This window comes from Brevibacterium daeguense (assembly GCF_021729135.1).
Classification (GTDB): Bacteria; Actinomycetota; Actinomycetes; order Actinomycetales; family Brevibacteriaceae; genus Brevibacterium; species Brevibacterium daeguense.
Window position 1 is genome coordinate 368,520 of the sequence record NZ_JAJTWW010000004.1, and the last position, 22,212, is coordinate 390,731.

21 protein-coding genes are annotated in these 22,212 nt (G+C 67.6%); 6 read left to right on the forward strand and 15 right to left on the reverse strand.

The window, feature by feature from the left end; all coding sequences use genetic code 11:
- Positions 1 to 291: 291 nt before the first annotated feature.
- Positions 292 to 2,235, reverse strand: a complete 1,944-nt coding sequence (locus LXN01_RS06550) for an HNH endonuclease signature motif containing protein (RefSeq protein WP_236863807.1) — start codon at positions 2,233 to 2,235, stop codon at positions 292 to 294.
- 278 nt (positions 2,236 to 2,513) lie between these two features.
- Here LXN01_RS06550 and LXN01_RS06555 point away from each other — a divergent pair, with 278 nt between their 5' ends.
- Positions 2,514 to 3,599, forward strand: a complete 1,086-nt coding sequence (locus tag LXN01_RS06555; protein ID WP_236863808.1) for an Rv2578c family radical SAM protein — start codon at positions 2,514 to 2,516, stop codon at positions 3,597 to 3,599.
- 183 nt (positions 3,600 to 3,782) lie between these two features.
- On the opposite strand, the gene LXN01_RS06560 is transcribed toward LXN01_RS06555, so the two are convergent.
- Positions 3,783 to 4,472: a hypothetical protein gene (locus tag LXN01_RS06560; protein WP_236863809.1), complete on the reverse strand. Its 690-nt coding sequence runs from the start codon at positions 4,470 to 4,472 to the stop codon at positions 3,783 to 3,785.
- Positions 4,473 to 4,626: 154 nt separating this feature from the next.
- Between LXN01_RS06560 and LXN01_RS06565 the strand changes: the two genes are divergently transcribed.
- The gene (locus LXN01_RS06565) at positions 4,627 to 5,814 is read left to right on the forward strand and encodes a nucleoside hydrolase (RefSeq protein ID WP_236863810.1); all 1,188 of its coding nucleotides are present in this window, start codon (positions 4,627 to 4,629) and stop codon (positions 5,812 to 5,814) included.
- 37 nt (positions 5,815 to 5,851) lie between these two features.
- Here LXN01_RS06565 and LXN01_RS06570 read toward each other — a convergent pair whose 3' ends face one another.
- The 8 genes from LXN01_RS06570 to LXN01_RS06605 all read right to left on the reverse strand — a co-directional run bounded on the left by LXN01_RS06570 (position 5,852) and on the right by LXN01_RS06605 (position 14,746).
- On the reverse strand, positions 5,852 to 6,358 hold the full coding sequence (locus LXN01_RS06570; RefSeq protein ID WP_236863811.1) for a flavin reductase family protein: 507 nt from the start codon (positions 6,356 to 6,358) through the stop codon (positions 5,852 to 5,854).
- A 280-nt stretch (positions 6,359 to 6,638) separates the two neighbouring features.
- Positions 6,639 to 7,808 (reverse strand): LLM class flavin-dependent oxidoreductase, encoded by a 1,170-nt coding sequence (locus LXN01_RS06575; protein ID WP_236863812.1) that lies wholly within the window; start codon positions 7,806 to 7,808, stop codon positions 6,639 to 6,641.
- Between the two features lie 151 nt (positions 7,809 to 7,959).
- Positions 7,960 to 8,676 (reverse strand): response regulator transcription factor, encoded by a 717-nt coding sequence (locus LXN01_RS06580; protein ID WP_236863813.1) that lies wholly within the window; start codon positions 8,674 to 8,676, stop codon positions 7,960 to 7,962.
- Positions 8,677 to 9,192: 516 nt separating this feature from the next.
- Positions 9,193 to 10,356, reverse strand: coding sequence for an MFS transporter (locus tag LXN01_RS06585; protein ID WP_236863815.1), 1,164 nt, complete (start codon positions 10,354 to 10,356; stop codon positions 9,193 to 9,195).
- A gap of 170 nt (positions 10,357 to 10,526) precedes the next feature.
- Positions 10,527 to 12,320, reverse strand: coding sequence for an AMP-binding protein (locus LXN01_RS06590; RefSeq protein ID WP_236863816.1), 1,794 nt, complete (start codon positions 12,318 to 12,320; stop codon positions 10,527 to 10,529).
- Between the two features lie 271 nt (positions 12,321 to 12,591).
- Positions 12,592 to 13,179 carry a TIGR03086 family metal-binding protein gene (locus LXN01_RS06595; protein WP_236863817.1) on the reverse strand — a complete coding sequence of 196 codons (588 nt, stop codon included), beginning with the start codon at positions 13,177 to 13,179 and terminating at the stop codon, positions 12,592 to 12,594.
- Between the two features lie 122 nt (positions 13,180 to 13,301).
- On the reverse strand, positions 13,302 to 14,282 hold the full coding sequence (locus tag LXN01_RS06600; protein WP_236863818.1) for a putative RNA methyltransferase: 981 nt from the start codon (positions 14,280 to 14,282) through the stop codon (positions 13,302 to 13,304).
- A gap of 23 nt (positions 14,283 to 14,305) precedes the next feature.
- Positions 14,306 to 14,746, reverse strand: a complete 441-nt coding sequence (locus LXN01_RS06605; RefSeq protein ID WP_236863819.1) for an Lrp/AsnC family transcriptional regulator — start codon at positions 14,744 to 14,746, stop codon at positions 14,306 to 14,308.
- Positions 14,747 to 14,886: 140 nt separating this feature from the next.
- Here LXN01_RS06605 and LXN01_RS06610 point away from each other — a divergent pair, with 140 nt between their 5' ends.
- Positions 14,887 to 15,102 carry a hypothetical protein gene (locus LXN01_RS06610; protein ID WP_236863820.1) on the forward strand — a complete coding sequence of 72 codons (216 nt, stop codon included), beginning with the start codon at positions 14,887 to 14,889 and terminating at the stop codon, positions 15,100 to 15,102.
- A gap of 67 nt (positions 15,103 to 15,169) precedes the next feature.
- Here the strand turns inward: LXN01_RS06610 and LXN01_RS06615 are convergent, their stop codons facing one another.
- The 3 genes from LXN01_RS06615 to LXN01_RS16315 form a co-directional block, all read right to left on the reverse strand.
- A complete protein-coding gene (locus LXN01_RS06615) occupies positions 15,170 to 15,787 on the reverse strand; it encodes a maleylpyruvate isomerase N-terminal domain-containing protein (RefSeq protein WP_236863821.1) in 618 nt (205 codons plus the stop codon).
- Positions 15,788 to 15,854: 67 nt separating this feature from the next.
- Positions 15,855 to 17,054 carry an MFS transporter gene (locus tag LXN01_RS06620; RefSeq protein ID WP_236863822.1) on the reverse strand — a complete coding sequence of 400 codons (1,200 nt, stop codon included), beginning with the start codon at positions 17,052 to 17,054 and terminating at the stop codon, positions 15,855 to 15,857.
- Between the two features lie 139 nt (positions 17,055 to 17,193).
- A complete protein-coding gene (locus LXN01_RS16315) occupies positions 17,194 to 17,877 on the reverse strand; it encodes an Hsp20/alpha crystallin family protein (RefSeq protein ID WP_336885238.1) in 684 nt (227 codons plus the stop codon).
- 204 nt (positions 17,878 to 18,081) lie between these two features.
- Here LXN01_RS16315 and crcB point away from each other — a divergent pair, with 204 nt between their 5' ends.
- Positions 18,082 to 18,456 (forward strand): fluoride efflux transporter CrcB, encoded by a 375-nt coding sequence (gene crcB / locus LXN01_RS06630; protein WP_236863823.1) that lies wholly within the window; start codon positions 18,082 to 18,084, stop codon positions 18,454 to 18,456.
- Entirely contained in the window at positions 18,453 to 18,818 is a 366-nt protein-coding gene (locus LXN01_RS06635; RefSeq protein ID WP_236863824.1) for a fluoride efflux transporter FluC, read from the forward strand. Before crcB ends, LXN01_RS06635 begins: the two co-directional genes overlap by 4 nt.
- 6 nt (positions 18,819 to 18,824) lie before the next feature.
- On the opposite strand, the gene LXN01_RS06640 is transcribed toward LXN01_RS06635, so the two are convergent.
- Positions 18,825 to 19,883: a YihY/virulence factor BrkB family protein gene (locus LXN01_RS06640; RefSeq protein ID WP_236863825.1), complete on the reverse strand. Its 1,059-nt coding sequence runs from the start codon at positions 19,881 to 19,883 to the stop codon at positions 18,825 to 18,827.
- A gap of 86 nt (positions 19,884 to 19,969) precedes the next feature.
- On the reverse strand, positions 19,970 to 21,403 hold the full coding sequence (gene rox / locus LXN01_RS06645) for a rifampin monooxygenase (RefSeq protein ID WP_236863826.1): 1,434 nt from the start codon (positions 21,401 to 21,403) through the stop codon (positions 19,970 to 19,972).
- 119 nt (positions 21,404 to 21,522) lie between these two features.
- Between rox and LXN01_RS06650 the strand changes: the two genes are divergently transcribed.
- Complete coding sequence (locus LXN01_RS06650; protein WP_236863827.1) at positions 21,523 to 22,143, forward strand: class I SAM-dependent methyltransferase; 621 nt, start codon at positions 21,523 to 21,525, stop codon at positions 22,141 to 22,143.
- Positions 22,144 to 22,212 lie beyond the last annotated feature (69 nt).

Here is a 22,212-nt window from a genome sequence, read left to right on the forward strand (position 1 = left end):
GGCTCCTTCACGTCGACAGCCTCCACCCTACGAAAACAGAAACGCAGGGGCCACCACCGTTCCCGAGGCGCCAGCACCTCTGCGAGGTCTCCCAGGCAGGGCTGTGGTTCCCTTCAGGGCTGTGGTTCCTTCGGGACACGGTTTACTCCGGGTCATCAGGCGCCCCCAAAGGTGACCGTCGGACACGCTGCCGTCGCACACAGGTGGCCGTCGGACCAGGTGACTGTCGGACGAGTAGACGCGACCGTGCATCACGGTCCGCCGAATGAGGAGTCGCTCCCTCATCGTGGATCAGAACGGGGGCACATCGGGCCGCTGTCGAGTCGGTGGCGGCGGCTGCCTCACTAACGACAACTGGTTCTGAACGTGGTCGCTCACGCTGTCCAGGTACTCGGGCATTGCCGGGCCGATCCGGCTGCGGAACTTCGCATGGAATATCGGCTCCTGCGCCGGGTCCACGCGGCTCGGGGGAATCCACCCGGGCAGCCCGCCGAGCAGCACCACCTGCCACCCGTTTCGGTCGTGCCACCCGTGGTGAAATCCGCACAGCAAGGTCATCGAGTTGATGTCGGTGGGCCCACCTCGGCTGTAGGGCACCATATGATGAGCCTCGCAGTACACCGGCGGCACCTCGCAATCCGGGAACGTGCATCCCTGATCGCGGGCCGCAAGCGCCGTCAATTGATGTTTGTTCGCGAAGCGATTCTCGGTCCGCAGCGCCACCGTGCCCCGCTCGTCATCCCAGGTCTGCAGATAGACCTTCGCGGCGCACAGATGGGCAATCGCCTCCTCCACCCGTACCGGAGCCCGATACTGAGTTGTGGCCGTGCCTGTTCCACGCGCAACTTGTTCCGCCGTCGCCGAGATGACCAAGGCATAGGCCGGGCCGTGTGAGTTCCGATGCACTCCGGCGTCCTTCACCAGCGCCGCAAACGCGTCGTACCGCTCCAGTCGAGTGCTCCGCTGGTCCAGCACGAAGAGCGACGACACCCCTGAAGGTTCGCCTGTTGCGGTCACCCCGATGCCGTTCGGCGGTGCGTCGAACGGGTCCGGTGGGTCCTCCCGGTTCAGCACCTCCTCACCAGAGCCGAGACGGTTACCGGGATCCGATTCGGCGGTGGCCCTGGCGCCGGCACCACCGAACGTACCGCCGACCGCACCACCAAACGTTGCGCCGGCCGCACCGTCAACCGTTGAGTGAGAGTCTCCGGTGTCACCGCCGCTGTTCGATTCCCGGGGGCTTACACGACTCTCCGCGCTCTTCGCAGTGCCACCACCGGTCGAGCGTGTGCTCTTCACGCGATCCTCGATCAGCGACAGCAGCGTCGTGCCGGTCATCGCGTCGAGGAGGCCCCGCACCCGGTAGTCGCCGGACTCCAATGCCGTCAACGTCAATGAATAGCTCTCCCGATCCGGCACATCGCGGGGGCAGGCCCCATCCGGATCCAGATGGTCGACGATCCGGCGACCGACCAGTCCGAGCTCCTTCACCGATAACCGATCCGCCTGCTCGACAAGCAGCGCTTCAGCGCCTTCCCAGTGGCGTGCCCGCACGGCAGGGGGCAGTCGATTGAACGTCGACAGCATCGCCTGAACCTGGTCGGTGTTCAGATCGCCCTCGTGCACCTTCGACGCGATCAGCGGAAACTCCGGGGCCTGGGCCTCGCCGGTCAGCGCCACCCTCTCGCCCAACCGGCGGGCCATAGCCACGCGTCGAGCCGCCTCGGCCGAAGACACCTTCAACTGCTGCATCACCAGCGCCTTCGAACTGCGCACCCCGAAGCCTTCGGGCAGACCACTGCGTTCGAACCGGGCGAGCAGCGATACTGACAGCGAATCCGTCACCCGCCGAATCGCCTCAGTGGCTCTTAACACCGCCACCACCTCGACATCAGCGAAGGCACCGACGGTTTCCCCGACTTCGGCCGACACCACTGACAGGGAATCGAGGAGACCCAGAAGTGCCGGACAGGCAGAGCCCAGATGCTCCCGCGCAGCTCGATCCACCAGACCACGGAAATCCGCTGAGTTCGGTGCTGCGGCAGGTGCCTCTCCGTCCGAGCCCGCCTCCGACTCCTCGCTGGTCACCTTTGGAACCTGCGCACCAGAAATCGGCGAGTTGCTCGCCGCCTCGGCCCGAGACTTCTCTGCTGGCTCCGGACGGCTGGGCGGCTCTGCCTTCGCCACCATCGCCGCCAGTATCTGCTTCACATTCTCCGGAGTGACCATCGTCATCGACGACCACTCCAACCGAACGGCTGACAAGGACAGAAACGGGATTGCATCGACGCTCCTCTGCTCGTGCCTCCATTCTATCCTAATTAGAACTGAATTAGAACAGCTCCCTCGAAATTATCTGGTTCTGCACTTTCAGTTCATTAGCTCTGCCCCTCGACGCGGTGCGACAACGCGCTTTCGACCCGGATCTCAGGACCAGAGGAGCCTTGACCTATATTCGGTCATGTGTTCGAATACAGGTATTAATCACCAACAGGAGCGAGGCGGATTGAGCGATGAGATGGAGCGAGCAGAGCACCCTCGACGCGCCGGGTGTAGTCAGCGTCAAGGGATTGCTGCGCACTGTGCGCACACCGGAATTCGCCGACATGACTTTCCACGAGGTATTGGCGAAGTCCGCCTTGAACAAGGTACCGCCGGCGAGCTCGATGCCGTTCCGATGGACGGTGAATCCCTACCGCGGATGCTCACACGCCTGTGTCTACTGTTTCGCCCGTAACACCCATCGCTACCTGGACCTCGACACCGGAGCCGACTTCGACCGGCAGGTGGTGGTCAAGGTCAACGTCGCCGAGGTTCTCGCAGCCCAGCTCGCCAAGCCCAAGTGGGGCCGCGAGCACGTGGCATTGGGCACCAACACCGACCCGTACCAAAGGGCTGAGGGCAGGTACGGCCTCATGCCGGGGATCATCACAGCGCTCGTGGAGCACCGTACGCCGTTTTCCATCCTCACCAAGGGAACGCTGCTGCGACGCGACCTGCCGCTGCTCGCGCGGGCTGCCCAGGAGGTGCCTGTCGATCTCTCGATGTCGATCGCGATCTATGACGAAGCGCTTCAACAGGCTGTCGAACCGGGCACTCCGACAACGGCTGCACGACTTGCCACGGTGCGCGCGGCTGCTGACCTGGGTTTTCGGGTCACCGTGTTCCTCATGCCAGTGCTGCCCTACCTCACCGACTCTGTCGAGCACCTGGAGACGGCGCTCGACAGCATCGCAAGGGCTGGAGCGGCGCGTGTTGTGTACGGCGCCCTGCATCTGCGGCCGGGCGCGCGCGAGTGGTACCTGGAGTGGATCGACCGGGAGCATCCGCACCTGGCTCCGAAGTACCGCGAAATGTATGCGCGATCTGCTTACGCTCCGAACGCGTATCGGCAGTGGCTGGCGCGGCGGATCGACCCACTGGTCGCAGAACACGGGTTGAACGCTCGGGCTGACGAGGAGTACAACCCCACACGTTCCCGGTCGAATCAGACACGCGCACGAGCACAGCATGATTCAGAAGACGCGAAAGCGCTGGAGCTGCGGACCCAGCGCGCTGGGTCACGCGAGGATCGAAACGCGGCACCGACTCTGTTCTGACTTCCCAGGGAAGCAGCTCTGACTTCTCAGGGCTGCAGTTCTGACTTCCCAGGGCCGCAGCACGGGCCCTGTGCCCCGCGCCGGCTCCAGGCGCCCAGGTCAGGTCTTGCGGTCCCGTGTCTGCCCTAATCCTCGAGTCGGCCCTGCATCTCGTGGTCGACCCGAGAATGCGAACCAGCTGAGCTACGAATTCTGATCACTTTCCAGCGGACGCGTGCTCGGGCGCAGGTAGTAGGCGCCGAGTGAACCAGCGAGCGTGGCAAACACGGCGACTGAGTACACCGCGAGGACTACCTGCATGACTTTGGAGAATGCATCAGTGGCGGAGATTCCGCTTCCGGTGATGGTTGCCATAGCTGCTTCGTGCAGCACAGTGCTGAAGTCGGTGTAGGAGCCGACGGCGTACAGAAGCTGACTGGATGCCAGGATGACGACGAGGGTCACGGCCGCCAGCCAGCCGATGCGGCTGGACAACAGCCGCTCAGCTGACCGTGAACCACGCACCCCTGCTGAGACGATGCCCCCGACTCGCGCAAGGCGGGTAACACGGAGCGCACGAAGCGCCTGCAGCCCTCGGAAGAAACGGAGGAATGGAATGAGCAGAAAGATGACCTGCCACCAGTTCCGACGCCAAAACGCTGTCGCGAACCGAGCAATATAGGCTCTCAAGACGAACTCTGCGACGAACAATGCCCAAGATATCCACCCCGTAATCGCGAGGATTCGACTCCAGCCGGGTTCCGTCACCAGCAGCTGTCCGAGGACAACGAACAGGAACAGAACTCCGAGGAACCCCATCGGTCGATCGAGACGGGCGGCGAGCGCCTCGGCCGCAGCCACCTCGGCTCTCGTCGCCGATTCGTCCTCACGCACTGAGGAAGTCGCGGAAGGAGGCCCAACCGGTGACCGGGGAGGATTTCCCGGTGACCGAGGAGGCCCATCCGCCGATCGCTTCGAGTTGTTGCGCAATGCCCTCAACTCCCCCACGGGTGGCTCCACGGTCGGCAGTCCCGAGCATACTGGGTTCATGATCCCCATCTTCATCGACTGCGACCCCGGAATCGATGACGCCATCGCCCTCGGGTACGCCCTGTGCCAAGAGGATCTGAACATCACGGGCGTGGCTGCGAGCGGCGGCAACGGCGCCACTGCACAGGTGCTCGACAACGCGCTGAGCTGGCTCGCGCTCGCGGGCAGAACTGACATCCCGGTCCACCGAGGGGCCGAGCAGCCGTTGGCGGGCGCGACCGAGTTCGCCGAGGAAACCCATGGGCCGACTGGCGCCGGGTACGCGAATCTCCTCGCCGACCGCACGGCTCTGAGCACGGTCGGTGCAGCGACAGCGTGGGTCGAGGCGGCCCACGCCCACCCCGGACGCCTCGTCGGCGTACTGCTGGGGCCCGCGACGAATCTCGCACTCGCCCTCGACCTGGAGCCCGAACTGCCACGACTGTTGCGCAGACTCTTCGTCATGGGCGGCTCGTTCAACTATCGCGGCAACACCCACCCGACGACCGAATGGAACACCACCTTCGACCCTGAAGCCGCCGCGCGCATGTACCAGAGCTTCGGGGAGGCAGAGCAGCTCCCGGTGATCGGATCCCTCGAAGCGACCGAGTCCATCGTGCTGAGTCCTGATCGTCTGGAGCGCACGGTGAGGGGCGCCTCGGGAGCGGCTGCCGGCTGGCAACACTGGCTCGAGCATCTGACTGAGGCGCTGCGGTTCTACTTCGAGTTCCACGAGTCCGATGGGCACGGGTATATCGCCCACATCCACGACCCGTTCGTCTTGGCGGCCGCCGTCGAATGGGCACGAAGAGCGGATCGGCTCGTTGAGTCCGGTCCCGAGGGAGCTGACCCCGAGGAGCACTTGAGCCCCGAGGAATCCGGAAACCCCGAGGAACCCGGGAGCTCCTTGGAACACGGAAACCTCGTGGAACCCGAGAGCCCCGAGGAACCGGGAAACCTCGAGGAACACGGAGACATCCCCTGGTCCCGGACCATCCGAGCTGCCGTTGACGTCGAACTCCACGGGTCGCTCACGCGCGGCGAGACGATTGCCGACTGGCTCGGCCGCTGGGGACGCGCACCCAACGCGGAGCTGATCAAGCGCATCGACGCAGGGGCCTTTCTCGACCATCTGGAGAAGACCCTCGCGCGAGGACCAGCACCGTGGCCGGCACCCAGTCTTGACGCCGAGGCGCACCCCGGTTGACGACACCGACCCACAGCCAGCCCACGGCCGGCCTGCCTCAGGAACCCGAGGTGGGAGCCTTCTCCAGAGATGCGTAGGCGCCCCGGAAGAACAGCAGCGGATCGACGTCCTCCAGAGCGTGCATGCCCTCCACTTTTCCGACGACGATCGTGTGGTCCCCACCGTCGTACTCGGCGTACAGGGTGCAGTCGATCCACGCCAGTGCAGCATCGAGGATCGGATTGCCGAACTCGGACGGTCGGTGCTCGACGCCCGCGAACTTGTCGATCCCGGACTTCGCGAAAGTCCGCGCGAGCTGCTGCTGGTCGGCACCGAGGATGTTCACGCAGAAGCTCCCCACCTGCCGGATCTTCGGCCAGCTGCTGGAGGTTCGCGCAGGGTTGAATGCCACCAGCGGGGGCTCGAGCGACAGGGAGGTGAAGGATTGGCAGGTGAACCCAGCGGGCCCCTCGGCCGCGTCGGCGGTGATGATGGTGATGCCGGAACAGAAGCTCCCCATCACCTCACGCATGCGCTCCGGCGAGATATCGGTGTAGCCGCTCATCGGATCTCCTCTCGGTACCCGTCTACTGCACTTCGCGTCTTCTGCACTTCCTGGTGCATTCGCGTCTCCTGACAATTGTCCTGCGGTTGCGAGACGATCCGCCAGTGCCGCCGGCCGGACAGATCGAGCGCGGCGCAGTCGCCTGACGACGAACGTGAACGGCCGAACCAGACCGACCGCCCCGGCCGTGCTGGACCAGTCAACTCCGCCCAGCCGGGCGGGCTGGTCTCATCGGACTGGACCTACCCGGCTGGCCGATCAACCGCAACACGCCTCGGGATCAGGCCCGTCCCATTTCGGCGTTGTACTTCTCCGTCATCTGGCCGACAGCCGCAATGTGCTCCTCGGCCTTCTTGTCTCGCACCGCACTGGCGCGCTCGGACGCCTCGATCATCGGCTGCGCCTGCCCCTGGAAGTAGGGCATCACATCCTGCGCGAAGAGCTCGAACGACCGCTTCGTCGCCTGCGGGTTCGCCCAGTCGTGACCCTGGATCAGCAGGGTCCCGAAGCCGCCTGACTGATCGACGAGCCGCTGCACCTGGTCACGCGCCTGCTCGGCGGTGCCGATGACGCCCACACCGGACGAGTTGATGAAGTCGATCATCTCCGTCTTGTTGCTTCCCCGAACGTCGAGCTGGGGGAACGCGGCAATCTTCTGGAAGTACTTGAACCAGAACTCGATGCCGTGCTCGACATCCTGGTACGCCTGCTCGACAGTCTCGGCGATGTGGAACGGCCCGACCAGCCGCCACTGCGAACGGTCGACCTGATCCGCGCGCCCTGACTGCTCGGCGAACTCGTTGAGAATGCCCCAGTGGTGCGCCAGAGCATCGAAGCCGTCCGCTGTGAGAGTCGCTCCGATGGACAGCAGGCCGATGCCGAGTTTGCCGGCCATCCGGGCACCGGTCGGCGAGGCGACGGCCGCCACTGCCACGTCGAACAGCGGATCCGAATAGGGCGCCATCTGCAGCCGCGCCTCGTGCAGCTCGTGGGTGCGAGTCTTCGCAGTGACCGTCTCCCCGCGGAGCAGCCGCATGATGATGTCGGCGTTCTCCGCGAGCAGCTCACGAGTGTCGACCTGCGTCAGCCCGAGCATGGCTGCATCCGTGGGCAGCGACCCCGGCCCCATGCCGAGCATCGCCCTGCCGCGGGTCAGGTGATCGAGCATGATCATCCGGTCGGCCACCCACAGCGGATTGTGGTAGCTGACCGACGTGACGCCCGTGCCGAGCTTGATCCGCTGAGTCCGCTCGGCGGCAGCGGCGATCATGATCTCCGGGGAGGCATAGATCTCGGAGCCGGCCGAGTGATGCTCCCCGAACCAGGCCTCATCGAATCCGAGCCTGTCCAGATGCTCGATGAGCTCGAGGTCGCGCTGGAGGAGCAGTGTCGGATTCTGACCGGGCTCGTGGACGGGAGCGAGGAACGTGCCGAACTTGATGCGAGCCATGCGACTCAACCTCCTGCAGATCGATACCAGTGATGCATGTCACGGTATGGGGAGGAGGCCACGTCCGATAGTCCTCGAAAGAGGACATTCACGGAAGGCGGCACCTGCAGTCAACGACCGCGGTGCTGCGACGCCGAAGTCGGCACTGCATTCACCGACGGCGATGCTGCATCGCGGCCGCGAGCATGGAGCGGTTGGTCATGCCGGTGGCCGCGAAGATTCGGCTGACGTACTTCTTCACCGTCATCTCGGTGATATTCAGGCGTTCGGCGATCGCCGCGTTGGTCAGCCCGGCGCCGACCAGTTCGGCGACCTCCCGCTGCCGCGGGCTCAGAGCAGCGCGGACGTCGGAGACCGCATTGTCGGCATCACTGTCGGCATCACTGATTGCGAGGTGCCGGCAGCCGGCCCGCAGATGCCGAGCCAGCAATCGCATCGCCACGGCGTCGTCGGTGCTCCACGTCCGGAGCTCGTCGAACATCCCCACGATCGCCTCGCCGTCGGCGAACCGCAGGTGGAGCGCCGAGCCCGGCCCGATCCCGCCTCGCTGCAGAAGAGCTTCGACGTAGGAGCGATGCGGGGCAGGCAACTCGCCCAAATCGTCGAGCGCGGCGAATCCGTGCTGGGACAGCAGCCGCCGAGCCCGGGGCAGGGTGAAGACGTCCTTGTCGAACCACTGCTGCTGGTACTCGCGGAGCGTTGCATCGGAGATGCCGATGAGGAACGGCGAGGGGTCCGCGAACATGTCGGCGTAGGACTGTCCGAAGAAGAAGGTGACGTTGCGGACTCCGAACTCCCTGGCCAGGGAATCGGTGAGCGTCTCCTTGAGCTGCTGCCCGCTCGCGGCATCCTGAGCTGCCTCGAGCACGGTGAAGATCTTCCGCAGATGAGCCGACGTCAGGACGGACTGCCACGCGGGACCGCCTGCTGCTGCACCGGGTCGCGGGCGTCGAGGCGGGCGCGGGGCCGCTGCCTCCGACCCGCGATCAGTCCGAAGGGCGGCACCCCCTGCCTCCGCCCCGCGATCAGTCCGAGGGACGGCAATCCCTGGATCCGACCCGCGATCAGTCCGAAGGGCGGCACCCCCTGCTTCCGACCCGCGATCGGCGCGCGCCTCGGACGTCTCTGGCGCGCTCACCGGTGCAAGCGGTCGAGCTGCAGAAAATGCAGAGATCATCGTCGATCCTCTCCTGCCGTCTCCGAGCTCCGCAGCGTCTTCGAGCTCCGCAGCATCTTCGCCGGACGGGGTGCTCTCATGAGCCGAACGGGTGCTCCTATGAGTTGAACAAGCTGGAGCAAGTGTAGGAACGAAAGTTGAGAACTGCGAAACCTCCCGAGGCGTTGCGCTGCGCTGTCCCTCTCACCCCGCACCCGTCCGGCCCGCTCACCCCGCACCCGTCCGGTGCTTCTGCAGGCTCAGCACCATCGCGATCAGAGCCGCTGCCGCACCGCCGAGCACGATCCCCCGCCAGCCCCACGCCAGGACCACGCCGCCGACCACGGGCGCCAGCGAGATTCCGAGGTACATCGCGGTGGAGTACCACGACAGCGTGATCCCGGAGAGCAGCGGCCGCAGCATGACCAGCCGGTGCTGAACGGCAACGGTCGCCGCCATCCCGGACACGCCCCACAGCGCGAAGGCGATCGCAGTGCCGAGGTAGGAGTCGCGGGTGGCCAGCAGCAGGAGGAAGGCGAGCGCCTCGACGGACAGCATCACGACCATCGTCGGGCGGTTCCCGAACGCGTCCGTGAGCCAGCCCCCGATCAGGTTGCCCGCGACACCGCAGACTCCGAAGATGAGCAGCAGACTGGCCAGCACCGTTCCGTCGCCGCCGGTCACTCCCGCGGTCACGGCGCTGCTGAAGATGTAGACCAGGTTGAAGGCCAGGATGATCAGCGTGGAGACGATGAGCATCGCAACGATCGGCCAATCGCCGAGCACACCGAGGCGCTGCCCCAGCGACACCACCGGGCCGCGGTCGACCCCACGCAGCAGCACCGCGACGACGACCGCGAGCACCGCGCCCGCGAGGGCCAGCAGGCCGATCGGCAATCGCCAGCCGGTGAGCTCTGCCATGGCAGTGCCGAGTGGGGAGCCGAACGCGATCGACAGCGTGAAGCCCAGGCCGACTGCGGCCATCGCGCGCGCCTGCCTGCCCGGACGAGCCAGGCGAGGTGCGGTCGCAGTGGCCAGCGGGACCAGCGAGGCGCCGCCCACGGCCGCGATCGCGCGGCCGATCACGAAGACGCCGAACCCGGGGGCCACCGCCGATATCCCGGTGCCGAGCGCGAAGAACAGCAGGCCCGCGGCCATCACCCGCTCGGGCCGGAGATGTGCACACGTCACCGAGATCACCGGTGCCAGCACGGCGACGATGATGGCGTACACGGTGATCGCATAGCCGACGGTAGTCGGCGTCACATCGAGCGAGACAGCGATATCTGGCAGCACCCCCGCGAGCACGAACGCGTTCGTGCCGATGACGAACAATGCGAGGGCGAGCGCGACGATCCGCGGTCCGGTACGGCGAGGTGATTCCACGGTCATCTTTCGAGAGTCATGGGCAAGCAGCCGGCCGGGTCCGAGGCGCCCGCGCGCACCAATGCGCCCGCACCTACCCGTGATCACCGGCCGATCACTCAAACAGTCAGGATGTACTGTTTCGACTATCTCACAGAACCGAGCTGAATACCGCAGGAGCCACCCCGGACGTAGCTTCAGATCCCGTGTTCCCCGAAGGGCGCCCCCGACCCGACCGCCCCTGTCCAGACCGCCTCAGCCGGCGCCCCAGCACTCGCGTCGCCCGACGGGTCCGCGGCAGCCGCGACCGTCCATCGCTCCTCGGCCACCTTGAGGTCCTCGCCGGATTTCAGAGCGTTGCGCAGCTCCAACTTGTGGACCTTGCTGATCGTCGAGCGCGGCAGCACGGACACGAAGTGGACCTCCCGCGGCACCTTGAAGTCCGCGAGACGCGTGCGGCAGGCCTCGATGATCCGCTCGGCCGCTCCCGGCTCAGGGTCCTCATCGACGACGAAGACCACCGGAACCTCCTCAAGACTGGCGTCCGGCTTGCCGACCACCGCGATCTCCGAGGCGCCCACCGCCTCCTGCACGACCCGCTCGATCTCCGAGGCGGCCACGTTCTCGGCCCCCACCCGGAGCATGTCCTTGGCCCGGTCCACGAAGGACAGCGTGCCGTCGGCGTTGGTGCGGACCAGGTCACCGGTGCTCATCCAGCCGTCGTCGTCGAACGCCTCGGCGGTGGCCTTCGGATTGTTCCAGTACTCCGCGAACAGCGAGATGCCGCGGATCCCGCGGATGAACAGCTCACCGGCCTCCCCCAGCGCGGTGGGAGTCCCGTCGGCCCGGCGCACGGCGATCTCGTACTCCGGCGCGACCCGGCCCATGTTGCCGGGGAAGCCGGACGCCGCCCCGGGGACACCGGTGGGCTTCCCGTCGGAGATGGTGCCGTGGCTGACCGTCTCCGTCATCCCCCACCACGCGATCGTCGAGACGCCGCACTTCTCCTCGAGGAGCGGATTGGTCGCTCCGCCGCCGAACACGCGGTAGGAGTGATTCGCCGGCGGTGTCGAGGCGAGGACCGCCCGCGTCGACAGGCCCATGAGCGACACCCAGGTGCAGCCGTGCTCCACGGAGATGTCCCAGAACCGGCTGGTGGACCACTTGGGCAGCAGGACGAACCGGGCGCCGGCCCAGATGCTCGCCAGCACCGAATACCCCATCGCATTGGTGTGGAAGAGCGGCATGTAGACGAGGTGCACGTCGTCGCTGCGCAGGCCCTCGTGCAGGGCGTTCACCCGCCCCGACCAGAGTCCGTTGGCCTGTGTCCACAGCACTCCCTTGGGCCGGGAGGTGGTCCCCGAGGTGTACTGGATGCTCAGCGGAGCGGCCGGGTCGACGGCCGGCCGTTCGAGGCGCCGGCCGGGCGCCGGGAGCGCCTCGAACGCCTCGGGCCCGGTTGCACTGACGATGCTGATCCATTCGAGCCGCCGCTGGTTGGTGCGCTGGTCGGCGCGCTGGTCGGCGTGCTGGTGGGTGCGCTGGTCGGCGCGCTGGTCAGCGCGTTGGGAGTCGGCGGCGCGCATGGTGTCGGCGAAGCGCTCCTGGGTGATCGCTGCGCGAGCACCGCTGTTGTCGATGAAGTAGGCGAGCTCATCGGCCGATGAGCGGGAGTTCGTGGTCACGGCGACTGCATGGATCGCAGCGCAGGCGAACCATGCCAGGAGGAACTCCGGACAGTTCTCCATGTGGATGATCACCCGGTCGCCCGCCTCCACGCCGCGTTCCTGCAGCCCGGCGGCCACCGCCTCGGCGTCGGCGACGAAGGCCTCGTACGTCCAGGTCCGGGACTCGGCGTCGAAGGGCTGCCACGTGAGCAGCGGCTTCTGCGGCGATCCGGCGGCGCTCGCGCAGAGCATGCTCCACACGTCCATTCCCAGGAACGGGTGGACGGGCGGCAGTGCGGCCTGGGAAGCGGACGGTGACGGCATGGATCTCCTCGGTGTTGAGCGGCGACGACGGCGCCGCTCAACCTGGGTGGAGTGCACGGCCGGGCGGCACGCACACTCGGGCTGCGCCGTGCCCGGGAATCAGGGGAGGCGCACACCCTGCCCCATTGCAGTGTGTGCTCTCTCACATAACCAGCCGATGCCAGAACTCGTCAAGGCGGCGGCCGTCAGGCGAGACTCAGGACTCATCGTGCTGCTCCGCCGTCCTCATCCTGCTGCCCGATCCGGCTGCCAGTCCTCGTCCTGCTGCCGGTCACGGCTGCCAGGCGGGGTCCCTCCCGATGAAGGCGGCCATCCGATCCTGCGGGGACGCGTCGTCGGACACCGGCACCCGCGGGCCGAACTGCCCGCTCACCCGCATCAGCTCCTCCACCTCCGGCGGGGCGGACGCGATCTGCTCGCACCGGTGCGGGTCGAGCGCGATGTCCTGGCCGGTCGCCTTCGCAAGATCCCACGTGTGCATGAAGATGTCGTCGGTGTAGATCGTGTCGATCGCCTCGGCCACGGTCATCTCGCCGAGATGTTCGTTCGCCACCGGCGCCGACGCCTGCTCCGGGTCGTCGAGGATCGCCTGGATCGCGTCCCGGTGCGCCTCCCAGGCGCCCGCGGGATCCTCGTCGAGGCCGGGCCCCCGGTTCAGCCTGACCTCCGAGCTCGACTCGATGAAGCCCGTCGACCACTCCACCAGGTGTCGGAGGACGTCGCGCGCAGTCCAGCCGGCGACCGGTGATGGAGAATCCCACCTCTCGTCCGGGACGGCGCGGACCACCTCGGTGAAGGTCGCGGCGGTCTGCCGGTGCCTCTCTGCCGGTTCTGGACGCCGACTGCTGTCGGGATTCATGGCGTGTCCTTCCGGTGCTGGGGAGACCATTGTGCGCCCGTGCGCGAGTCGGCAGTCAACGGCTGCGCGGCCGGTCGGCGCCCGCGCGGGGGCGGTCAGTCAGCGCCGGGCGGGGCGGGCAGTCAGCGCCGGCGCGGCCGGTAGGCGCTCGCGATGACGGACACGGTCACCGGACCCGACACATCGGGCCGGCCGCCCTCACTCCGCCAGTCGCCACCCAGATGACGGGCGCTCGGCGTCATCCCGATGAGGTCGAGCGCATCGCCGGCCGTCAACTCCCGCGAGTATTCGATCGGCTGCTCGGAGACGACCTCGAAGAACGGATCGAGGGCCCGTTGCAGCCGCTGCTCCTTGGTCGGGTCGATCCCGACCATTCCCGGCACGCGGTTGCGCAGTTCGCCGAGGTGGTTCTCGGCGGGCCGGACCACAATCAGGCGGCCGGCGGGGCGGAGGATCCGGTGGAACTCCTCGGGATTCCGCGGCGCGAACACGTCGAGGACGACGTCGGCCGCCTCGTCCGCGACCGGCAGCGTCCGGAAGACGTCGACCGTCACCGCGGCGGCCCGCTCGTGCACCCGAGCGGCGAGCCGCAGTGCCCGGGTCGAGCTGTCCAGCCCCAGCCCGCGGCTGCCGGGGACCGCGTCGAGGACGCCGGCGAGGTAGTAGCCGGTGCCACAGCCGACGTCGACGATCGTCGCCGAGGCGGTGGCGGCCGATCCAGCGGTCGGCACCTCCGTGAGTGGGTCCGCCGAGGCCGTCGCGGGGGCCATCGCGGAATTCTGGGCGGCCGGCGCCTCGTCCGGCGACTCCTCGCCGTGCCGCGCAACCGCAACCGACCCGCTCAAGCCGCACAGCGCCTCGCGGATCGGAGCATAGATGCCGGTGGCGAGGAAGCGGTCGCGCGCCCGGACCATGTCCGCGTCGTCTCCGCTGGTGGGCCGCTTTCCGGAGAGCAGGCTGACGTATCCCTGCCGGGCGACGTCGAAGCTGTGACCGGCCGGGCAGCGCAGCGAGCGGTCGACGGCCTCGAGGCGCTGGGCGCAGTTGGGGCAGCGGAGCACGTCGAGCACCGACGCGAGGGCGGGCGGAAGTGAACTACGCATGCCTGCCTCCGCTCGGCCAGTTCTCATTCCGTCAGCTTGATCAGCTTCATCGTGATCCGCGAGTCGACCCCCGACACCGTCTCGTCAGCGTACAGCTGATTCATCAGCCACGACTCGTAGGCCTCGGTGTCGCGGACTCGGACCCGGATGATGTAGTCCGGCCGACCGTACATCCTCCGGAACTCGATCACCTCGTCCATCGCAGCGATGCGCGCCTCGAACGCCTCGATGTTCTCGAGCGTGTTTGTCTCGAGGTTGGCGTGGATGATGACCTCCAGCCGCAATCCCATTGCCGCGGGATCGACCACAGCCCGGTAGCCGGTGATGATCCCCTCGGCTTCCAGCCTGCGCACCCGCCGCAGGCACGGAGCCGGGGTCAGACCGACCCGAGCGGCCAGATCCTGATTGGAGATCCGGCCGTCCCGCTGCAGGATTTCGATGATTGCTCGATCGAGAGTATCCATGCTGCAGACATTGCCCTATCGGTCCTGATTCCGGCAAGGATCGGCAATCAAATTTCGCAGCGAATTTCCTATGATCACGCTATGTCCGTCCTGCCGACTCTGCGACAAGTGATGAGACTGAGTGATTGGAGAATGCGCAGTTGAACGGAACGATGTTGGGTGAGGTCCTGGGGCCGATCCACGACCTCACGCTGGTGCTGGCGGCGGTGCTGCCGGTGTTCGCCTTCTACTTCGGCCTGGGTCGCCTCGCCTGCCCCGCGCACGAGCGCCTGCCGCTGCAGCGACTGCACGGGGAGGACGTCTCGGCGACCATCACCCGCGGCTGGCACTATCTCGGCGAGATCCGCCGGCGGTAGCAGGCCGCCCTCGCCAGAACGAGCAGCGCCTCGGGCGGAAACGCGCGGGCGGCCGGGCAGTGCCTCGCTACCCCACCACGTTGTAGCCCCGCGGCAGGGATTCACGGCCCGTCGCGGCAAGCAGCAGCGGGATCGCGGTGCCGCGGGCGGCGGCGACCCGGGCGGCGAGCTCCGCGGCCAGGCCGGCACAGCTGACGAGGCCCTGCGGAACCGGCAGCTGCGCGGCACGCGCGAGATCGATGCCATGGACAGTGAGCTCGAAGGCTCGGGTCCTGAGGTACTCGTCCAGGGTCAGCGGCCCGAACCGCGAGGTCACGTGGCGCTCGCCCGAGGCGCCGCTCAGCTCGGCCCGCGCCAGCTCCGCCGCTTCGTGCGCCGCCGCCGGCAGGTCGGTGAGCCCGGCCGCCTCCTCGCGTCCGCGCTGCAGCACTCCCTCGTGAACCCCCGGCGCTGACATGGCCTGGCAGAAGTACTCCTCAGCGGTGAGCGGGTCATCGGCCTGCACCGGCTCGTGGAGATACCTGACGACCATCGTCCAGGCGCGGATGGTGTGCGCCGCGAGCTCGTGGATGGTCCAGTCGCCCAGACCGGGGCGGGACCAGGCATCGTCGGGAATCGCATCGATGACGGACAATGTCGCCTCGGAGGCCTCATCGAACCAGGCGCGGACAGCTGACGGCTCCATGGCAGGAATGTAGCCCACGCAGCACCGCGGCGCGAGGGGCGATCTGCCGGCTGCCAGCGGCACCCTGTCACGCGTTTCGGTCCGCGCGCGGGATCAGCGGCACGGACAGCAGCGGCGCGGCCGCCACGATGAGGTAGGTCAGTGGGAAGCCGATTCCGGCGATGAGGGCACCCACCACCGGACCGACGGCGGAGCCGGCGATGAACTGCCCGGTGTTCTGCACGCCCAGCGCACGGCCGGACCACCGTGGACCGGCAGCCTCCGCCACCGAGGTGAACTCCAGGCCGTTGTCGGCCACGGACACCGCCGTGGCGAGAATGAAGATCAAGCTGCCGACGACCACCAGGCGCACCTCGGCCGCTCCGGCGAGCAGCAGCATGCACACGATCGCCGCGATCGCGACGCCGCGGAGCACCTTCACGCGATGCTGGGCGAAATCGCTGCGATAGCCCATCGCAATCCTGCCCAGGCCGCCGATCACCTGCGCCACCGCCATCAGCACCCCGGCCGTGGCCGCCCCCAGCCCGAGGCCGGAGATGAGCCACAGCAGACCGAAGGTCGAGAGCGTGAACTGCGGGATCACCAGGAGCGCCGACACCGCATGGATCCGCCAGAGGAAACTCGACTCCCGATAGGGGTTGGGTGCCGAGGCGGGTACCGCCTCGGGCGCGGGCTGAGGGGGCGGGTTGCGGATGGCGAACGCACATCCGATCGCCGCCACCGCTGCGGCCGCACCTGCAACCAGCAGCGGTGCGGGAATTCCGAAATCCCGTGCCAGCGTCGGCACCATCAGCGCAGCCGCGGCCATCCCCAGCGGCTGCGCGCACTGCCGGATCCCCATCGCGAGCCCGCGGCGGTGCCTGGGGAACCAGCCGACCACCACCCGCCCGCTGGCCGAATTGATGCTGCCGGAGGCCGCACCGGCCAGTGCGAGGAGCGCCCCGAGGGCGACGAAGCCGCCCGCCGTCGCCGCCAGCAGCGTGAAGGCTCCCGTGAGTCCGAGGCCGGCGACAATGACCCAGCGCTCGCCGAACCTGTCGGCGACGGCACCCCACGCGACGAGGGTCAGCACCAGGCCCAGATTCGGCGCAGCGGCCAGCATGCCCGCCTGCGGAAGCGGCATCCCCTGCTCGACCAGCAGCGGAATGAGGAACGCGGGAGCGGTGACGACGACGGTCGCGAGCGCCTGCGCCACGACGCCGGCGACGAGCACCACCCAGGCCCGAGGCGCCACCGCCTTCTGCTGTGCCGCCGCCCGTTCTCTCACGGCACCAGGATGCCACGAGTCCGCGAGGTGGGACGGACCGTCTCATATCGATCGCCGTGGCAGCCCATCAGAAGGGCGGGTGCGAAAAGCGCCCCGACCGTTCGGTCGGGGCGCAGAATCACATGTGCGCGGCGAGAAATCAGGCGCTCACGAGCTCCCGCTCATCAGCCTTGACCTCGGCCTTGTGCTCAGCCTGCTCAGCGGTGCCGTGCTCGGCCTTCTCGCTTGAGCCGTCCTCAATCTTCTTGTCCGCGCTGTCCTCGGACTGCTCAGCGGAGCCGTGCTCGGACTTCTCCGCCTCGTTGTCCACCTGGTGCGTCTCAGAGGAATGCGCAACCTCGATCTTCCGCGGCTTCGCTTCCTCCGCCACCGGGATCGTCAGTGTCAGCACACCATCCGCGAAATCGGCCTTGATGTTCTCCACATCAACGCTCCGGCCCAGCGTCAGCTGTCGAGCAAAGGTGCCGGTTGAACGTTCGCGGGTCAGCCACTGAATGTCTTCGCCCGCGACACCTGCGCGCTCGGCACGAACCGTCAGCGTCTTGTCCTCGACATCAACGTCGAGGGATGCCGGATCCACACCGGGCAGATCGAGCCGAACCTTGAAGCTCTCGCCTTCACGATACAGATCCATCGGCATCACGCGGTGGGCTGTTGCCGAGGAGAGCGATTCGAGAGCGCTCGACACGAGTCGGTCCATTTCACGTAGCGGATCAATTCGAACTGCCATACTTACTACCTCCAGTAACTTGGGTTTCCCGGACTTTCCGGACCCTTCACTTAATAGAACACAGTATCTGTTTGGTTTATTCCCACGATTCATAAAACTCTTTACTGTGAGAGCAGAGGCAACCGAGTGACTGCCTGGTACCGTCGGTCTCGCGCGCTTCCGCACGATCGAAGGACAGGTCCGGCAGATGGGCAGGGGCCGGCAAGCGGGTGGCAGGTGGGCAGGGGGTGGCAGGTGGGCAGGGAGCCGAGCGAGCACGGGGCGGACTCACCCGGACCAGGCTGGCGCGGTGTCGGGTTGGTCGCCCTCGGCGGGACGATCGGGACCGTGCTGCGCCATGCTGTCGGCGGTCTCATCCCGACCGTGGCGGGGCTTCCTCTCAACACATTCCTCATCAACGTCAGCGGGGCCTTCCTCCTCGGCCTGCTCGCCTCAGCGCTGGCGCTGAGAGGTCCTGACCGCGGACCCCGCCGCGAGCTTCGCCTGCTGCTGGGCACCGGCGTGCTGGGCGGCTACACCACCTACAGTCTGCTGGCCCTCGAAACCGCCTCGCTGATGCTCGAATCCCGCATCCTCGAGGCGCTCGGCTACGGGCTCGTCACAGTCGTCCTCGGAGTGCTGGCGAGCTGGGCCGGCATGCTCACCGGGCGCAGCGGGCGGCGGCGAGCATGAGCGCGGTGGCTCTGACTCTTCTTATCGGGATCGCCGGCGGACTCGGCGCTGCGCTGCGGCACCTGGTGGACAGCAGCCTGCCGGCACGCATCCATGCCCGCTTCCCGTGGGGCATTGTGGTGGTCAACCTCTCCGGATCGTTCCTGCTGGGTCTGGTGACCGGACTGGCGCTGAACCAGGAATGGACCGCCGTCATCGCCACCGGCCTGCTCGGCGGTTACACCACCTTCAGCACCGCCAGCCTGGACACTCTTCGCCTGGTGACCGAGAAACGGTACTCGACCGCGTTCGCTCACGGTCCGGGCATGCTGCTCGCCTCCGTCGCGCTGGCCGCAGCGGGAGTGCTGATCGCGGCGCGGTGAGCCCGATCAGGAGCGGGCGGTCGACCCGCCTTCGGAAGAGCCCCGCCGGGCGGCTGCAGCCACGCGTTTCCGCTTGAGTTCGGCGGTGACTACGGCGGCCCAGGCCGCGGAGAACAGGTAGACGATGCTCAGGATGAAGAAGTAGAAGAACAGGCCGAGCACCGCGGTGAATGGCGCCAGGATGGGATTGGATCCCCCGGCGAAGACCAGCTGAGTGGAGAGCAGGCGCAGGGCCGAGGATCCGATGCCCGCCAGCAGCGTCGCCCGCCACAGCGCCGCACGCGGCATCACGATGCGCGACGCCACCCGGAACAGCAGAACGGCGATCAGCACGTCGAGGACGAACGGCACCAGGATCGACAGCACGCGGGTGAGAGTCCATTGCAGACCGCCGGCGTCCCATTCCAAGAAGTCCAGCACGCCTTCGACGAACAGCGAGGATGCGAGCCCGATCACCCCCGCGATGAGCAGCATGACGCCCACCAGCACCATGACGGCCAGGTCGCGAAGCTTGACGACGAGGATGTTCTCGTCCATCAGAGGCTTGGCGAAGATGGTGCGGATGCCGGACCGCAGCCCCTGGATCCAGCTGAGCGAGGTCACGACCAGGACGATCAGCGAGACGACGAGCGTGGAGTTGAACCCCTGAGTGGAGAACAGCTGATCCGGGCGCGCGAGCCCTCCGTCGCCGGTGTCGATGACTCCCGGCAGGGCCCCGTCCACCGCGACGACGATCAGCTCCTGCAGCTCACGGTTCCCCCCGATGATGAGTCCCGCCACCGAGAAGCTGGCCACGACAGCAGCCGTCACGGAGAAGAACAGCATGTAGGCCGCCCCAGCGGACATCACCGTGCCGTAGCGGTACAGGAAGAGGTTCAGGACGCGCATCGGCCTGACGGTGTTCAACCGGGCCTGGAGCCAGCCGATGTGAGCACCGAGTGCGGCGAGCCGGCCCTGTTCCGTGCGCGCGCGCTCGAGCGCCTCGAGGGCCTCGACCTCACGTCGCTTCAGCGCATCGAAGTCGAGCGGGTTGACCATCGTCGGGGTCTTTTCGCGTCGCTCCATGCCGCTGAGGGTTCCCTTCGACGACGAGCCTCTGGGTGCCAATCCTATTGGGTGGCAGCGCTGCTAGCGGTCAGCGCCGGTGAGTGTCATCTCTGATGAGAGTCCCCTCCGAACCACCTCGCCAGGTGGTGTTCGAGCTCCCCCTGCTCCGCGCCCGCCCAGGCGACGTGACCGTCCGGGCGCAGCAGCACCGCCGGTTCGTCGAGCTCCTCGCTGGTATCGGCGACGCAGGTGACGCGGTCCGCCCACCCCTGCGTCGAGAGCCGGCCGGCCTGATCGACCAGCAGGCCGTGCCCTTCGTGCATGTGCTCGTACAGCCTGCCCCGGCGCAGTCGGATGTCGCGCAGGCGCCGACCGACCAGCGGCGTAGCACTGCCGAAGTCGTAGCGGATCCCGATCGCGGTGATCTTCTCGATCAGGCGTCGGTTCACCTCCTCGATGTCCATGAGCTCCGACAGCAGGCGGCGCACGGCCTGCGGGCCGGCTGCGGTGTCCATCAGCGCGGCCTGCGCTCGCGTGTTCTCGAGCACCTCGGCAGCGACGGGGTGCCGTTCCGCATGGTAGGTGTCGAGCAGGTCGGCAGGAGCCCACCCGTTGACTTCCGCGGCCAGCTTCCAGCCGAGGTTGACGGCGTCCTGGATCCCCAGGTTGAGACCCTGTCCGCCCATCGGCGGGTGCACATGCGCGGCGTCCCCGGCGAGCAGCACTCGGCCGACGCGATACTGCTCGGCCAGCCGGATGGCGTCGCCGAACCGTGTCAGCCAGCGCGGCGAGTGCACGCCGAAGTCCGTCCCGGCCACCGCGCGCAGCTGCCGGCGGAACTCGTCGAGGGTCGGCGGAATCGAGCGCTCCACGGCGACTCCGGCGGCCGGCACCACGATTCGATATCGGCCGTCCCCGAGCGGACCGGCGCCGAATCGGAGTTCGGTCCGGCGCACCTCGGCGACGACCTCGGCGATCCGGTCGGGCGCCTCGGTCGCCGCCATCTCGCCGAGCAGCATCTCGACCGACGCGGGCTCGCCGGGGAAGGCGACTCCGAGCAGCCTCCGAATCGTGCTGCGGCCGCCGTCGCATCCGACGAGGAAGCGGGATCGCAAACGGGTTCCGTCGGCGAGCGCGACCGCGGTTCCGCTCGCGTCCTGACTGAGTCCGACCACCTCGCGGCCACGGCGGATCTCGACGCCCGCCTCCTGGGCGCATTCGGTCAGGAGGCGTTCGAACACCGGCTGCGGAATCCCGAGGATGTAGCCGTGAGCGGTGTCGAGGTCCGCGGGCGGCGGTCGGACGATGCCGGCGAACATGCCGCCGAGGGGGTGCTGCTGGCCCAGCGCGAGGAATCGCTCCAGCAGGCCGCGCTGGTCGAGGATCTCGATGCTCCGGACATGCAGTCCCAGGCCGCGCACTGCCGCCGACGGCTCCGGGTCCCTCTCGAGCACCAGCACGCGCACACCGTGCAGGCGCAGCTCGCGCGCGAGCATGATGCCGGTCGGACCTGCGCCGCTGATGATGACGTCGAACATGGTTCCCAGCCCTCCCCTCAGGCGTCGAGTGTGCGCCGTGCACCGGGTCTTGCCGCAAGCCCCCAGGCGAGCGGTAGAATTGAAGCAACACGGGGCAGCGAAGCCCCAAGGAGATTCCCATGAGCATCTACGGCGACCGTATTCTGCCCCGCCTCATCAACGTCGCCTGCGGGGTGAAGACAGCAGATCCGCTGCGGAAGCGCACCTGCTCCGGGCTGCACGGCCGGGTGGTGGAGATCGGGTTCGGATCAGGCCTGAACGTGCCGTTCTACCCGCCCGCCGTCACGGAAGTGCACGCGATCGAACCAGCCGACCTCGGCTGGCGGCTCGCCTCCCGTCGCGTGCAGGCCAGCCAGATCCCGGTGCACCGCGCAGGGCTGGACGGACAGTCACTGCCGTTCGACGACGACACGTTCGACACGGCGCTGTCGACGTGGACCCTGTGCACGATCCCCGATGCGCACGCCGCACTCCAAGAGCTGCGCCGGGTGCTCAAGCCCGGCGGGACTCTGCATTTCGTCGAGCACGGCTTGGCGCCGGACGCGAAGGTCCGCACCTGGCAGCACCGGCTCGAACCGGTGCAGAAGCGGATGGCCGGCGGCTGCCACCTGACGCGGCAGCCGGTGGCGATGCTCGAGGCCGCCGGTTTCACCGTCACCGAGGTCGAGCACTTCTACGAGGACGGCGTCCCGAAGGTCCTGGGTGCAGATTCGCTCGGCGTCGCCACCGCCGCGGCCTGAGCTGGTCCGGTCCCCCGAAGCCGGCTGAGGTCGGGACTGGCCGGGAGGGCGCGGTCGCAGCCTGGTCAG